Origin of the sequence: Thioclava sp. F1Mire-8, assembly GCF_002213165.1 — a bacterium.
GTDB classification, from domain to species: Bacteria; Pseudomonadota; Alphaproteobacteria; order Rhodobacterales; family Rhodobacteraceae; genus Thioclava; species Thioclava nitratireducens.
This window is the reverse complement of the sequence record NZ_NBNY01000007.1, coordinates 9,902-24,468: the sequence shown is the minus strand read 5'-3', so window position 1 is coordinate 24,468 and position 14,567 is coordinate 9,902. Positions and strand designations below refer to the sequence as shown.

Here is a 14,567-nt window from a genome sequence, read left to right as displayed (position 1 = left end):
TCGATAGTCGGACCCGCGCGTCGGATTTTCAAGCACGCCTCGCGGCGACCGCGCCGGAAGGGCACCGTTCAGACCTGCTGACCACTGGCGACGGGCTTCAATTATTCGTGTTCGGCGTTTTTCCGACAGGCACCCTTTCGCGATTTCGGTCATAAGGCGTTCGCGAAGGCGACATCGGGAGGTTCGGCGAAGGATCGTCGGCACCTCGTTCGCCTCAAAGTGACCCCCCTTACGAGTTCTCGGTGGCGCGATAGATCGCCGTCAACAAATCCCGACGTGTTGGATTGGCACCGGAAACAGGCGCTGTCGACGCGCGTGGGGACGTACAGGAACGCAGCTCCCATGCAGGCAATGATGACCGGAATATCCTCTCAACGGGCTGAATTTTCAGCGAAAGGGCTTTTGATGAAAGGCGGATATTTGCTGGCGGCGACGGCTTTTACGTCGCTTGTCGTGACCCCGGCCCATGCGCGGGACCTCAGCGAGCGCATCCGGCTGGCAGGTCGTGCAACGGTCTCCTACGGGCTGGTGCAGGACCGTCCCGCGGCGCCCGGCGCGGCCGACACCTCTTCGCAGGGAATCGCCGCGAATTCCACTACGGTGACCGGCTCCAACAGCATGCTGCTTCTCTTGGGTCTCGGTGCGGTGGGGCTGGCCGCGGCTGCGGGGGCGGGCGGAGGCGGTTCCTCGGGTTCTTCAGGCGCGAGCGACACACAGCCACCATCGCCGGGCATTGCGCCGCGTCTTGGGACCGGCGGCGGCGTCAGCAGCTTCGAGACCAAGGAATATTACGCGAGCGGCGGTCTCGCTCAGACCGAGGCGGCGTATCGTTATGCTGAAGGGGCCTACGGGTTCGGCACACTCGTGTCGGTCTACGACACCGGGGCGGATGTGACCCATCCCGATCTCGCCGACAATATCGATGGTGCCCTCTCCTACAGCTATTTCGACAACAGTTCCGATGTCACCGACACGGACGGGCACGGCACTCACGTGGCCGGGATCATCGCCGGTGTGCAGAACGGGCAGGGGATCGAGGGGATCGCCTGGGGGTCCAAGCTGATGATCCTGAAAGGCGTCGGAGGCTCGGTGCCTGCGGGCAGCTATGCGGATGCGATCACGCGGTCGGTCAAGGCCGGGGCCGCCTCGATGAACAACAGCTGGTCCTATGTGGACAGCACGGACAAGACGCTTACGATCGACCAGTTTTCGAGCGCCGACCAGATCCGCCTGCAGCTCGGGTCGGCCACGATCGACGCGCTCGATGCAGCCGCGAAAGCGGGCATGGTCAGCGTGTTCGCTGCGGGTAACGACGGCGGCGCCAATCCCAGCGTGATGGCCGGCCTGCCGGAATACTTCCCGGAAATGGACGGCTCGATCCTCGGCGTCGTGGCCGTCGACAGCAACCATCAGATCGCGAGCTTTTCCAACCGCTGCGGCGAGGCGATGAATTACTGCCTCGCGTCGCCCGGCGTGAACATCCTCTCGACCTATCCGAGCGATCTCGGCGGCGATTACGCCTACATGAGCGGGACTTCCATGGCGACGCCCTATGTCACCGGCGCGGTCGCGGTGCTCAAGAGCGAATTCCCCGAGCTGACAGGTCAGCAAATCGTGCAGATCCTCGAGAACAGTGCGACCGATCTCGGCGCGGTCGGCATCGACCGGGTTTATGGCTGGGGAGAGCTCAATCTGCGGCAGGCACAGGCACCTGCCGGGACGCTGAAAGTCGAGACGACCAGCTCTCTCGACGGCCCCTCCGTGCCCGCCGCCCTAAGCGCGATCAGCGCAAGCCGCGGCGTGGCCGGGGCCCTGCGCGCGACGCTCTCCAACCAGCGAATGATCGTCACCGATGCCTATGATCGGGGCTATCATGTGCCGACCAGCAGCTTCGTGGCGGATTACGCGGATGCCAGCGCCGCCCGAGCCGCGACGGAAGCCTTCGCGATGGGACGGACGGATGCGATCAATCTGAGCGCGGGCACCGGCACCTTGTCACTGTCGCGCGGCGACGGTTCCGCGATTGCCGGAACAGGCTGGGTCGACAGCGCCGCGATGGCCGCGCCATACCTGAAATCTTTCGATGCCACATCCGCGCTGCATTACGAAATCGGCCTCGGCGGCGGGCTGTCGGCGTCGATTTCGCAGGCAGGCGGCGGGGCTGGCGATATCACCTCGCATTACATCGCCGGCTCGCTCAGTGCCCGGTTTGGCGCCGGCAAGCTCTCGATGACCGTCGGCAGCCTGCATGAAGGCGGCGGCTTCCTGGGAACCTCGGTGGGCGGCGCGTTCGGTGGCGGCCTGTCCAGCGATACCCGCTTCGTTCAGCTCGGCATGAACGTCGCCCTCGGTGACGGCACCTCTCTCGCGTTCACCGCGGCCAATGGCAGTTCGAACTTCTCCGGAGACGGTTTGCTTCGCTCTGGCAACGGGCTGCACTCGAACGCCTATGCCGTGGGCCTGAGCAAGACAGGGTTTCTGTCCGGCGATGATCGTGTCTCCATCGGGATTTCGACGCCGATCTCGCTTGCTTCGGGCAAGATGACGATGAGCGTGCCGACCGCCGTCGGGGCCGCCGTCGGAAACGCCCGCTCCGACAAGGTGGTGATGACGACCTCCTCGGTGAATATCGAAAGCGCAGCACCTCAGCCCGACCTTCAGTTCGGCTATTCGCGCACGGCGGGGATCGGTCGTCTCGGCGCGGGGCTTGTCTACGAACCCGGGAAGCGTTCAGCGATGGGGGTTTCGCTGGGATGGACGGCGCGCTTTTGAACCGCTGACGCCGGGCGCGCCGATCACGACCGCCGGATGTCGCGCGGACGCGCCTTGCCAGGTTCGCACTTCGCTCCTACAACAGGATCACGCAGGGGAGTCCCGCTTAGGGGACTGAGAGGCTGACAGGGTGAAAACCCGGTGACGCGACCCTTTGAACCTGACCCAGTTGATACTGGCGTAGGAAGCTAGGCGCGCAGACCGGGAAGAGTCTTTCTATCGTTGCGGGCCATGACAAAAGGCCGTTCGGCCTTTGGTTTCCCAAGCGTCTCTCAATTGGTGTCCTTTGAGATTGAATGCTTGAGGAGCACCGAAACGATGAACATCCCCAACCCCAAGATCACCACCGGTCCGCTGCCGGCGTCGCGCAAGATCTACGTCGAGGGCGCTTTGCATGAAGGTCTGCGCGTGCCGATGCGCGAGATCGCCGTGCACCCCACTGCCGGGGAAGCACCGCTGCCGGTCTATGACAGTTCGGGCCCTTACACCGACCCCGAGGTCACGACCGATATCAATGCCGGTCTCGCGCCGCTGCGCCGGGCATGGATCGAGGCGCGCGGCGATGTCGAGCGATATACCGGGCGCGATGTCCGGCCCGAGGATAACGGCTTTGCCGAAGGGGCGCGGCTGATGCCGGAATTCCCGGTCAGGCGGCAACCGTTGCGGGCCAAGGGCGACCGCGCGGTGACGCAGTTGGCCTATGCCCGCGCAGGCATCATCACGCCCGAGATGGAGTTCGTCGCGATCCGCGAGAACCAGCTGCGCGAGGCCGTAGGACCGCGCGACGGGCAGGACTGGGGCGCGAACCTGCCCGATTACGTGACGCCGGATTTCGTGCGCGACGAGATCGCCGCAGGCCGCGCGATCATCCCGGCCAATATCAACCACCCGGAATCCGAGCCGATGATTATCGGGCGCAATTTCCTCGTGAAGATCAACGCCAATATGGGCACTTCCGCCGTCACCTCCTCGATGGAGGAAGAGGTCGACAAGCTTGTCTGGGCGATCCGCTGGGGCGCCGACACGGTGATGGACCTCTCGACCGGGCGCAACATCCACAACACCCGCGAATGGATCGTCCGCAACAGCCCCGTGCCGATCGGGACCGTGCCGATCTATCAGGCGCTGGAGAAGGTGAACGGGATCGCCGAGGACCTGACATGGGAGGTCTTCCGCGACACGCTGATCGAACAGGCCGAGCAGGGCGTCGACTACTTCACGATCCATGCCGGGGTGCGTCTGCACATAGTGCCGATGACGGTGGAGCGCGTCACCGGGATCGTCAGCCGGGGCGGCTCGATCATGGCGAAATGGTGCCTGCATCACCACAAGGAGAGCTTCCTCTACGAGCATTTCGAAGAGATCTGCGACATCTGCCGGCGCTACGACGTCTCGTTCAGCCTCGGCGACGGGCTGCGTCCGGGATCGATCGCGGATGCCAACGACGCCGCGCAATTCGCCGAGCTGGAGACGCTGGGCGAACTGACGAAGATCGCCTGGGCGAAGGACTGTCAGGTGATGATCGAAGGCCCCGGTCACGTCGCGATGCACAAGATCAAGGAGAACATGGACAAGCAGCTGGAGTGCTGCCACGAAGCGCCGTTCTACACGCTCGGTCCGCTGACCACGGATATCGCGGCGGGTTACGACCACATCACCTCGGGGATCGGGGCGGCGATGATCGGTTGGTTCGGCTGCGCGATGCTGTGCTACGTCACGCCGAAGGAACATCTGGGCCTGCCCGACCGCGACGACGTGAAGACCGGCGTGATCACCTACAAGATCGCCGCCCATGCCGCCGATCTGGCCAAGGGGCTGCCCGGCGCGCAGCGGCGCGACGATGCGCTGAGCCGCGCGCGTTTCGAGTTCCGCTGGGAAGACCAGTTCAACCTCTCGCTCGACCCCGATACGGCGCGGGAATTCCACGACGAGACGATGCCGAAAGAGGCCCACAAGGTCGCGCATTTCTGCTCCATGTGCGGGCCGAAATTCTGCTCGATGCGGATTTCGCACGACATCCGCGCCGAGGCGCAGAAAGAGGGGATGGAGAGCATGGCCGCCAAGTTCCGCGAAGGCGGGGAGCTTTATGTGCCCCTCAAGGGGTCGGGCGAATGATCACCATCGCAGGCGGCGGCCTCGCGGGGCTGTCCTCGGCGCTCGAACTGGCGCGCGCCGGGGCTGCGGTGCGGGTCTTCGAGGCGGCAGAGGAGATCGGGGCGGGCAGTGTGTCGCGCTATGCGGGCGGGATGCTGGCGCCGTGGTGCGAAGCCGAAAGCGCCGAGGAGGCAGTGGTCACGCTGGGCGCGCGCGCGGCAGACTGGTGGGCCGAGATCACGCCGGTCACGCGGCGCGGCACGCTGGTCCTCGCCCCTCCGCGCGACAGTGCGGAACTGACGCGCTTCGCCCGCCGCACCTCCGGCCATCGCACGCTCGATCAGGCGGCGATCACCGAGATGGAGCCGTCCCTCGCGGGGCGGTTCGCACGCGGGCTGTATTTCGCGGAGGAGGCGCATCTCGACCCGCGCCGCGCGCTGCGCGATCTGGCGCGGGCCGCGCGTGACGCCGGGGTCGAGATCGTGTTGGGAACCCCGGCCCCCGCGCAGGTGGATCTCGGTTGCACCGGCTTTGCCGCCGACCTGCCTGACCTGCGCCCGGTGCGCGGCGAGATGGCCATCCTGCACTGCCCGGAGGTCGAGATCACCCGCACCCTGCGCCTGCTGCACCCGCGCATCCCGCTCTATCTCGTGCCGCGCGGGCAGGGCGTCTACATGATCGGCGCGACGATGATCGAAAGCGCCGCGACGCGCCCGATCACGCTGCGCTCGCTGACCGAAATGCTCAGCGCCGCTTTCACGCTGCATCCCGGCTTTGCCGAGGCGAGCGTGATCGAGACCGGGGCAGGGCTGCGCCCGGCCTATCCCGACAACCTGCCCCGCCTCGAGAGGCACGGCGGGACGCTTCATCTCAACGGGCTTTATCGCCACGGCTTCCTGCTTGCGCCTGCGATGGCGGCCCGTGTGACGCAACATTTCTTTCCGGAGGGCTCCGATGCAGATCATCGTCAACGCGAAACCGCATGAGATTGCCGCGCAGGACCTCGCAGCCGCGCTGGCAGAGCTGGGCTTTGCCAATCCCGCCGTCGCCACCGCGCTGAACGGACAGTTCGTGCCCCGGGCCAACCGCGCGGCGACGCGGCTCACCGAAGGCGACCGGCTCGAAGTGCTCGCGCCGATGCAGGGGGGCTGAGATGAAACTCTATGACACCGAACTCACCTCGGCGCTGCTTCTGGGCACGGCGCAATATCCCTCGCCCGCGATCCTGTGCGAGGCGATCCGCGCCAGCGGCTGCGAGGTCATCACCGTAAGCCTGCGCCGCGAGGCCACGGACGGCGCGGGCACGCAGTTCTGGGACATGCTGCGCGAGACCGGGATGCGGGTGCTTCCCAACACCGCGGGTTGCCATTCCGCGCAGGAGGCCGTCACCACCGCGCGGATGGCGCGCGAGGTCTTCGGCACCGATTGGATCAAGCTGGAGGTGATCGGCCATGCCGACACGCTGCAACCCGATGTCTTCGCGCTCGTCGAGGCGGCGGGGGCCCTCGCGCGGGATGGCTTCAAGGTCTTTCCCTACACGACCGACGATCTGGTCGTCGGCGAGCGGTTGCTGGAGGCCGGGTGCGAGGTGCTGATGCCATGGGGCGCGCCGATCGGCTCGGGGCAGGGGCTGCGCAACCCCGATGCGCTGCGCGCGATGCGGGCGCATTTCCCGACCGTGCCGCTGATCGTCGATGCGGGGGTCGGGCGCCCCTCGGATGCGGCGCAGGCGATGGAGCTGGGGATGGACGGGGTGCTCTTGAACACCGCCGTGGCGAAAGCCGGCGACCCGGTCGGCATGGCACGCGCGATGGCGCTGGCGGTGCAGGCGGGTCGTGCGGGGCATCTTGCCGATCCGATGGAGCGGCGCGACATGGCCGTGCCATCGACCCCGGTTCTGGGGCTGGCGGAGTTGATGTGATGGAGCGGTTCTACCTGATCACCTCGAATGTCGCGCAGCTGGAGCGTCTGGTGCCGCAGGGCGTCCGGCTGGTGCAGCTGCGGCTCAAGGACGTCCCGCCCGCCGAGACCCGCCGCCAGATCGCGCGGGCGCGGGATATCTGCGCCGTGCATGGTGCGCAGCTGGTGGTAAACGACTACTGGCAGGAGGCGCTCGACCTGCGCTGCAGCTTCGTCCATCTCGGGCAGGAGGACATGGACACGGCGGACTTGCCCGCGCTGCGCCGCGCCGGGATACGCTTTGGCCTGTCGACCCATGACGAGGCAGAGCTGGACCGGGCGCTAGGGCAGGACCCTGCCTATGTGGCGCTCGGGCCGGTCTATCCGACGAAGCTGAAGAAGATGAAATGGGCGCCGCAGGGGCTGGAGCGTGTGACCCGCTGGAAGGCCCATGCGGGGGACGTGCCGATCGTCGCGATCGGGGGGCTGACGCCAGAGCGCGCGCCCGGTGTGCTTGCGGCTGGCGCCGATAGTCTTGCCGTCGTGACCGACATCCAGCAGGCGCCCGACCCGGAGGCGCGCGTGCGCGCGTGGCTGAGGGTCTGCGCACCATGAGCCGCTATGCCCGCCAGATGATCCTGCCCGAGATCGGCGCGGCGGGGCAGGCGAAGCTAACTGCCGCGCATGTTGCCGTCATCGGGGCCGGGGGCTTGGGCTGTCCGGTGCTGCAATATCTCGCCGGGGCGGGCGTGGGACGGCTGACGATCTTCGATCCCGACATGGTCGAGGAAAGCAACCTGCACCGCCAGCCGCTCTATCGGATGGCCGATCTCGGACGCCCCAAGGTCGAAGCCGCGCGCGACGCGCTGCGCGCCCTCAACCCGCAGATCGCGGTCGAGGCGCGCGCTACCGCGCTCGGGCCGCAACGGGCGGAGAAGATCGCGGCGGAGGCAGATCTGGTGATCGATGCCGCCGATAGTTTCGCGGTGTCCTACATCCTTTCCGATGCTTGCCTGAGGGCGCAGACCCCGCTGATCTCCGCGAGCGTTCTGGGCCAGACCGGCTATGTCGGCGGCTTTTGCGGTGAGGCACCCTCGCTGCGCGCGGTCTTCCCGGACCTTCTCGCTTCCGGCGCGAGCTGTGCCACCGCGGGCGTGCTGGGCCCGGTGGTTGGTGTGATTGGCTCGCTGCAGGCGCAGATCGCGCTGCGCGTGCTCCTCGGGACCGACCCGCCCGCCTTGGGCCGGATGCTCACCGCCGATCTGGCGGAGCTTTCCTTCGGCGGGTTCAGCTTTCTCGGCACGCCCGAGCCGGAAAGGCCTCTGCGGTTTGTGTCGGCCGACATGCTGTGTGAAGGCGATCTTGTGGTCGACCTGCGCGGTGAAGACGAAGCGCCCTCGCCGATTTCCGCCGGGGCCGTCAGGCTGCCCGGTTCGGAACTGACGGCGCTGGAGCCCGCCTCCGGTCAGCGGGTCGTTCTGTGCTGCGCCTCGGGCCTTCGGGCGTGGCGGGCCGCGCGCGTTCTTCAAGAACGCGGTTTCGAGGCGCTCGCCTTGCTCGCCGCCAAGGCGGATGGGTGATGCAGCGCCGGAGGTTCCCGCGTCGAGGCCGCGTGCGGCGCGGCCGGTTCAGTTCAGCCGCTGCAGATGGCGCGTCAGAATTGCGGCGGCGGACTTGGCGTCCTGACGCCGGATCGCGCTCATGATGCCGTGGTGATCCTTGTCGATGCGGGGGCGCCAGCGAGCGCGGTAATGAACGAGGATGTAGCGGGCCGCGAGGTTCTGCATGTTCTCGACCGCTTCCAGCAGGCGCGGCATCTCGCAGGCCTCGTAGATCTTGATGTGGAACGCGCGATTCTGCTCTTCCCAGTCGTAGATGTTGGAGGCCTGATCGCAGGCCTGACGCAGCTCGTCTGCCTGTTGCACCTGTGCGGGCGTCAGGTTGGGCACCGAGTGCAGAAGCGTGAGCGGTTCGAGCGCCAGCCGCATGAGTTTCAGCTCGCGCTGCGCCAGCGGATCCAGCGGCGCGACGTGAACCCCCTTGTTGGGCCGGGACACCACCAGCCCGCGCGCGGACAGTTTGAGCAGGGCTTCGCGGACCGGCACATGGCTCACGTTGAACTCTGCGGCGACATAATCCTGCCGGAGACGTTCGCCCGCGATCAATTCGCCGCGAATGATGCGGCGGGCCAGTTCGTCGGCGATCAGGTCGGGGGTGGGCGCGGCAGGAATGGTCTCGGACTTTCAAGGGGGCGTGTGGGCCGAAGGTCAGGGCATGCGGGCAATACAGCAGGACGGATGGTAGGTCAAAGTCAGAGCGCCGTCTCGGTCCATCCGCTTCATCAGGTGACGCAGGCGCGGCGCCGACAGTTGCCCGCCCCTCAGCCCATTGACCCCGGTCGCGCGCAAATGCCCGAACAGGGCCCGGGCATCGGGGAAATCCAGACGGATGGTCTCGTCCCACGCGGCGATCACCTCCATGTTCCGGGGCATGTCGTGGCACAGTCCGTCCGCGTCACGATAGGAGGGGGCACCCGCGGCAAGCCCCAGCCGTGCGAGTTCCGGGAAATTCCCTGGGCCGAAACTGGTGACGGCGAGAAGCCCGCCGGGGACGAGGGTGTCGGACGCCTTGCGAAGGAGTTCACGCGGCGCGGCCAGCCATTGCAGCATCGACGTCGAGGCGACCAGATCAAGGCGATCCGGCAAATCGATTTCGGTCGCATCCCCCCCGAGGGCGTGGACGCGGGTCCGCTCTGGCCATTGCAGATCGGGCAGCGGCGCTGCGAGGTCGTTGAGCCAGAGCTCCCGTGGCTCCAGCTGCAGAAGGTGGCGCGTCAGAAGGCCGGTGCCATGGCCAAGCTCGATAACCCGCCCCCCGCGTTGCATCATCGGGGTCAGGCGTTCGCTCAGCCGTGCCGCGATCCGGGCCTGAACCAAGGCTGCCCCGTCATAGCTTGCCAAATGGCGCGAGAAGGCTGCGGCGATACGCTCTTTCATTCGATGATCTCCTGCCAGTTCCGCCAGTGGGCGAACGGGAAATGGCCCGTGTCGACCCAGTCGATCGGCTGGCCTGGCCAGGCAGCGGTCATCGCGTCGGCGGGGAAGATGCGATCCTTGCGCGCCGCGATGATCCGGTCGAATGCGCCGACCGGCGCCGGGGGGCGAGCTCTGAGCGCGCGCAGCTCGTCGCCCAATGCGGCAATGTCGGGCGCCTGCGGTTGCGGCAGCCCCGCGCGGCGCGCGAAGCGGGCAAGGCTCTGGCGATCGAGTCCAGCGAGGGTGCCGTCATAAATGTCCGCGCCGATGGTGCGGCGTGGGTCGGTCGCGCCGCAGATCGCGATGGCACGCTCGGGGCGCAGACCACCCAGATGCCGCGCCGCCACTGCCACCCCCATCGAATAGGCGACGAGCGTGATCCGGTCATGCCTCTCTATCCATGCGGGATCGAAGGTTTCGTCACGGTAATCGCTCAGGATCAACAGGTCACTGTCGCCTGCCAGAAGTTCAATCTCGGCGGTCTCAGTGGCCCAGCCGGAATAGAACATCACCAGATGCGGATGCCCCCGCTGCCTGGTCCAACGCGCTCGCATCAAAGCCCCTTCGCAATGGTGAGCATGGCATGGGTGACGCGGCTCAGCTCGTCGGGCTCGATGCTCAGGGGCGGCATGGCGTAGAGGAGCCGTCCCAAGGGACGCAGCCAGACACCGCTTTCCATGCAGAACCGGTGCACGCGACCGACGGGCAGCGGGGCCTCCATCTCGATGACGCCGATCGCGCCGAGCGTGCGCAGGTCGCGAACGCCCGTCATGGCTCGGGCTGGGGCCAGTTCGGTGGCGAGCTGTGTCTCGATGGCGCGGGCTCGGGCCGACCAGTCGCGGCCTTTCCACAGATCCATGGCCGCCGAGGCCACGGCGCAGGCCAGCGGATTGGCCATGAAGGTCGGGCCGTGCATCAGGGCGCCGACAGTCGCGGCCAGCTCCTTGGTCGTGATCGTGGCGGCGAGGGTCATCATGCCGCCGGTGAGCGCCTTGCCGAGGCAGAGGATGTCGGGGGTGACGCCTGCCGTCTCCATCGCGAAATCGGCCCCCGTGCGGCTGAACCCGGTGGCGATCTCGTCGAAGATCAGGTGTATGCCGAAGTGGTCGCACAGGGCGCGCAATCCGCGCAGGTAGCCGGGGTGATGGAAATGCATTCCGCCGGCTCCCTGAACGACGGGTTCGATGATGAAGGCCGCGATGCGGTCGCCGTGGGTGCGGAACAGCGTCTCCACTTCTGCCAGCCCATTGCGCACGGGATCCTCGCTCCACTGCGCGTCGAAGGAGATCGGCGGGCGCGGGATGAAGTGCTGCGCCGAGAGGGCGCGTCCGAACTGGGCGTGCATGCCGGTCTCGGGGTCGCTCAGGCTCATCGCCTTCCACGTGTCGCCATGATAGCCGCCCCGCGCGGTTGCGAGGTCCGTGCGGTGGGGATGGCCTCGGTTCACCTGCGACTGGGCGGCCATTTTCACCGCCACTTCGACCGCGACCGACCCGCTGTCGGAATAGAAGATCTGATCGAGCCCCGCGGGCATCGCCGCGACGAGCTGTCTGGTGAGATCGATCACGGGCTGATGGGTGAGGCCTGCGAACATCACATGCGGGAGAACCTCGGCCTGATCCTTCAGCGCCTGAACGAGGGGCGCCGGCGCATGGCCAAAGGCCGCGGCCCACCACGAGGACATGGCGTCGATCATCCGTCCCCCGTCGTCGCGGGTCAGCCAGATTCCCTCCGCCGCAACGATCCTGTGCAGGCGCTGCGGGCGGGCGCGCTCGGTATAGGGGTGCCAGACATGCGCCTGTTCGAAAGCCATATCCTTCATCACAGTGCTCCCCGGATGCGATCGAGATCGAGCCGCCGGGCCGCATCGCGCAATCCTTGTGTCGTCAGATCGGACATGAAGGGTAGGCGGCCCAGCGAAGGCAGCTCGGCGATGCGGCAGATGGTGTCCTGACTGTCGGCCACCTCGTCGCCGACGAAGGCGATACCGACGAGCGGCACGCCCCGGGCGCGCAGGGCTTCGATTGTCAGCAGGCTGTGATTGATCGTGCCGAGCGTGGTCCGCGCGACGACGATCACGGGCGCGCGCCAGTCCGCCATCTGGTCGGCATAGAGACGGTTGCCGTTCAAGGGCACCAGCGCACCGCCTGCGCCTTCGATGACGAGCGGGCCTTTCACCTCGGGAAGCTCCAGAGAACCGATCTCAACCCGGTCCAGCCTCGCCGCGAGATGGGGGGAGGCCGGGGTCCGCAGACGCCATGCCTCCGGCAGGGTGGGCCGCCCCGTGAGCCGCGCGACGGTTTCGCTGTCGGTTTCCTCGTCCAGCCCGGCCTGCACAGGCTTCCAGTAGCTCGCCTGAAGCGCCAATGTCAGCGCCGCGCTGAAGACGGTCTTGCCGATGCCGGTATCGGTGCCGGTGACGACGATGGGTGAGGTCATGGGGTAAGCTCCGGTGCAAGGGTGGACAGGGTGCCGAACAGGGTGTCGATGTCGCGAGGCTGCAACCCGCCCGTAAGCGAGATGCGCAGCCGTGCCGTGCCTTTGGGGACCGTCGGCGGGCGCACGGCCCGCAGGTCGAGCCCCGCCGCCTGCAGCCCCTGCGCGAGACGGGTAGCGGCATGATCTTCGCCGACGATCAGCGGTATGATCTGACTGCCGTGATGGTCCAGGCCGAAGCTTTCCGCCGCACGATGGGCGTGCTGGCGGAGCGCTGCGGCATGGTTTCCCCATCGCGGCTGGGTTTGCAGCATATGCAGCGAGTGCCGGACGGCCGCCGCCATCAGCGGCGAGGGCGCCGTGGCATAAATGAAGGGCCGCGCCCGGTTGATCAGGGTTCGGATGATCACGCTGTCGGCGCAGATCAGCGCTCCGCTCGCGCCGAGCGCCTTGCCGCAGGTGTGGATCACGATCATCGGCACGTCGCAGCCCATCGGGGCGAGCCCCCGGCCCTCGGCGCCGTAGAGACCCGTCGCATGGGCTTCGTCGAGGATCAGGGTGGCGTCATGGTCCCGAGCGATCGCGACGAAATCCACCAGCGGCGCGAAGTCGCCATCCATCGAATAGAGCGTCTCCAGGGCCAGCCAGACCCGGCCTTTGCCGCCATGCTCACGCCAGCTCCGGATCTGGGCGGCGGCGTCCTGGGCGTCGTTGTGGCGAAAACTGCGCAGGTCCGCCGCGCCGAGCCGCATCCCCTCATGCATGCTGGCGTGGACCAACGCATCGTGCAGCACCAGATCGCCGCTCATCGGCAGACAGGTGAGGATCGCCTGATTGGCCTGAAAGCCACCGCCCATGTAGAGACAGGCTTCCGCCCCGAAGAACGCGGCGGCTTCGGTTTCGAGCCGCTCGAATTCCGCGTCATTGCCCCGCAGCAGCCGCGAGCCGCCCGATCCCACCGGGATACCTCGTGCCAGCGCGTCCGTGATGCTTTGGGCGAGTTCTGCGGAGTCGCGCAGTCCCAGATAGTCGTTCGACGCGAAATCGAGACCTTTGCCGGGGATCAGCTCCCGAAGCCGCCCTCTCGCCTCGAGCTGCGCGAGGCGCGAGGCATGACGAGGATAGGGGGTCATGGCTGATCCGCAGTCTCTGGTAGCGCCTCGGGGACCAGTCCGAGACGGGCGAAGAGCAACGCGTCCTTGCTGTCCTCGGGGTTGTCAGCCGTCAACAACGTGTCGCCCACGAAGATCGAGTTCGCCCCCGCGAAGAAGCACATCGCCTGCAGCTCATCGGACATCGCGCTGCGCCCCGCAGAGAGACGGACATAGGAGCTCGGCGCGAGTATCCGCGTCGTGGCGATGGCCCGCACGAGCTCGAACGGATCGAGCGGCGGCGTGTCGGCCATCGGGGTGCCGGGCATCGGGATCAGGAGGTTGATCGGGATGGATTTCGGCGGCTCCGGCAGATCAGCGAGGGTCTGGATCATGCTGATGCGATCTTCCGCCGTCTCGCCCATGCCCAGAATGCCGCCCGAGCAGACATTGATCCCGGCCTGCCGCACGCGCTCGAGCGTCTCGATCCTGTCGGCGAAGCTGCGGGTCGATACTATGGCGGGATAGAACTCCTCGGAGGTGTCGATGTTGTGGTTGTAGTAATCGAGCCCCGCCTGCCTGAGCTGTACCACCTGTTCGTCGTCCAGCATCCCGAGGGTCATGCAGGTCTCCAGCCCCATTGCCTTGACCCCCTCGACCATGGCGATGACCGCGGGCATGTCGCGTGGCTTTGGCGAGCGCCACGCCGCCCCCATGCAGTAGCGCGTGGCGCCTGCCGCCTTGGCCTCGCGCGCTTCTGCAAGAACCCTCTCCACTTCCATCAATTTCGATGCGCTGAGCTCGGAGCCGTTGCGCGCCGACTGTGCGCAATAGGCGCAATCCTCGGGGCAGCCTCCGGTCTTGATCGAAAGCAGCTTGGCGCATTGGATCCTGTTCGGATCGAAATTCGCCCTGTGCACGCCATGGGCGCGGGACAGCAAGTCCATCAGCGGAAGAGTATAGATTTTATGTGCGCGATCTTTCATGGCGACCCATCTTTTGACTGTGGTCGTCAGAAGATGACGCGGCGCGGCATATCTCAATTTGCAAAGAAATCTATTGTCGGCGCGCTTTGGGGGTCGTCTAATAGTATGAAATAAAATAAAAATCAATGAAGCCTCTGCCCAATCGAGGTGCACGGAGGCGTAAACGCTAACTATTATCTATAATCAGGCTGGCGGTGCCGCGATGTGCGGATGGGCACCACCTCGCGGCCTCTGGTGCGCGGCGCCTTTTGCTA

At 66.6% G+C, this 14,567-nt stretch carries 14 protein-coding genes and 1 riboswitch; of the genes, 7 read left to right on the top strand and 7 right to left on the bottom strand.

Annotated features, from left to right (window positions below; translation table 11 throughout):
- Positions 1-405 precede the first annotated feature (405 nt).
- The 7 genes from B6V75_RS17865 to B6V75_RS17835 all read left to right on the top strand — a co-directional run bounded on the left by B6V75_RS17865 (position 406) and on the right by B6V75_RS17835 (position 8,345).
- Positions 406-2,772, top strand: a complete 2,367-nt coding sequence (locus B6V75_RS17865) for a S8 family peptidase (RefSeq protein ID WP_168174511.1) — start codon at positions 406-408, stop codon at positions 2,770-2,772.
- Between the two features lie 83 nt (positions 2,773-2,855).
- Positions 2,856-2,976, top strand: a riboswitch (TPP riboswitch).
- A gap of 114 nt (positions 2,977-3,090) precedes the next feature.
- A complete protein-coding gene (gene thiC / locus B6V75_RS17860; protein ID WP_088720588.1) occupies positions 3,091-4,887 on the top strand; it encodes a phosphomethylpyrimidine synthase ThiC in 1,797 nt (598 codons plus the stop codon).
- Positions 4,884-5,852, top strand: coding sequence for an FAD-dependent oxidoreductase (locus B6V75_RS17855; protein ID WP_088720587.1), 969 nt, complete (start codon positions 4,884-4,886; stop codon positions 5,850-5,852). The genes thiC and B6V75_RS17855 overlap by 4 nt, the downstream gene beginning before the upstream one ends.
- A complete protein-coding gene (thiS, locus tag B6V75_RS17850; protein ID WP_088720586.1) occupies positions 5,821-6,018 on the top strand; it encodes a sulfur carrier protein ThiS in 198 nt (65 codons plus the stop codon). Before B6V75_RS17855 ends, thiS begins: the two co-directional genes overlap by 32 nt.
- A gap of 1 nt (position 6,019) precedes the next feature.
- Positions 6,020-6,787, top strand: coding sequence for a thiazole synthase (locus B6V75_RS17845; protein ID WP_088720585.1), 768 nt, complete (start codon positions 6,020-6,022; stop codon positions 6,785-6,787).
- The gene (locus B6V75_RS17840) at positions 6,787-7,380 is read left to right on the top strand and encodes a thiamine phosphate synthase (protein ID WP_088720584.1); all 594 of its coding nucleotides are present in this window, start codon (positions 6,787-6,789) and stop codon (positions 7,378-7,380) included. Before B6V75_RS17845 ends, B6V75_RS17840 begins: the two co-directional genes overlap by 1 nt.
- Positions 7,377-8,345, top strand: coding sequence for a HesA/MoeB/ThiF family protein (locus tag B6V75_RS17835; protein ID WP_088720583.1), 969 nt, complete (start codon positions 7,377-7,379; stop codon positions 8,343-8,345). Before B6V75_RS17840 ends, B6V75_RS17835 begins: the two co-directional genes overlap by 4 nt.
- A 48-nt stretch (positions 8,346-8,393) precedes the next feature.
- Here B6V75_RS17835 and B6V75_RS17830 read toward each other — a convergent pair whose 3' ends face one another.
- The 7 genes from B6V75_RS17830 to bioB form a co-directional block, all read right to left on the bottom strand.
- The gene (locus B6V75_RS17830) at positions 8,394-8,957 is read right to left on the bottom strand and encodes a GntR family transcriptional regulator (RefSeq protein WP_276206188.1); all 564 of its coding nucleotides are present in this window, start codon (positions 8,955-8,957) and stop codon (positions 8,394-8,396) included.
- Between the two features lie 75 nt (positions 8,958-9,032).
- Positions 9,033-9,761, bottom strand: a complete 729-nt coding sequence (locus B6V75_RS17825; protein ID WP_088720581.1) for a methyltransferase domain-containing protein — start codon at positions 9,759-9,761, stop codon at positions 9,033-9,035.
- Positions 9,758-10,354 carry a pimeloyl-ACP methyl esterase BioG family protein gene (locus tag B6V75_RS17820; RefSeq protein WP_088720580.1) on the bottom strand — a complete coding sequence of 199 codons (597 nt, stop codon included), beginning with the start codon at positions 10,352-10,354 and terminating at the stop codon, positions 9,758-9,760. Before B6V75_RS17820 ends, B6V75_RS17825 begins: the two co-directional genes overlap by 4 nt.
- Positions 10,354-11,622, bottom strand: a complete 1,269-nt coding sequence (bioA, locus tag B6V75_RS17815) for an adenosylmethionine--8-amino-7-oxononanoate transaminase (RefSeq protein ID WP_088720579.1) — start codon at positions 11,620-11,622, stop codon at positions 10,354-10,356. Before bioA ends, B6V75_RS17820 begins: the two co-directional genes overlap by 1 nt.
- Entirely contained in the window at positions 11,622-12,239 is a 618-nt protein-coding gene (bioD, locus tag B6V75_RS17810; protein WP_088720578.1) for a dethiobiotin synthase, read from the bottom strand. Before bioD ends, bioA begins: the two co-directional genes overlap by 1 nt.
- A complete protein-coding gene (locus B6V75_RS17805; protein ID WP_088720577.1) occupies positions 12,236-13,369 on the bottom strand; it encodes an 8-amino-7-oxononanoate synthase in 1,134 nt (377 codons plus the stop codon). The genes bioD and B6V75_RS17805 overlap by 4 nt, the downstream gene beginning before the upstream one ends.
- Entirely contained in the window at positions 13,366-14,313 is a 948-nt protein-coding gene (gene bioB, locus B6V75_RS17800; RefSeq protein ID WP_088720576.1) for a biotin synthase BioB, read from the bottom strand. Before bioB ends, B6V75_RS17805 begins: the two co-directional genes overlap by 4 nt.
- Between the last annotated feature and the right edge of the window lie 254 nt (positions 14,314-14,567).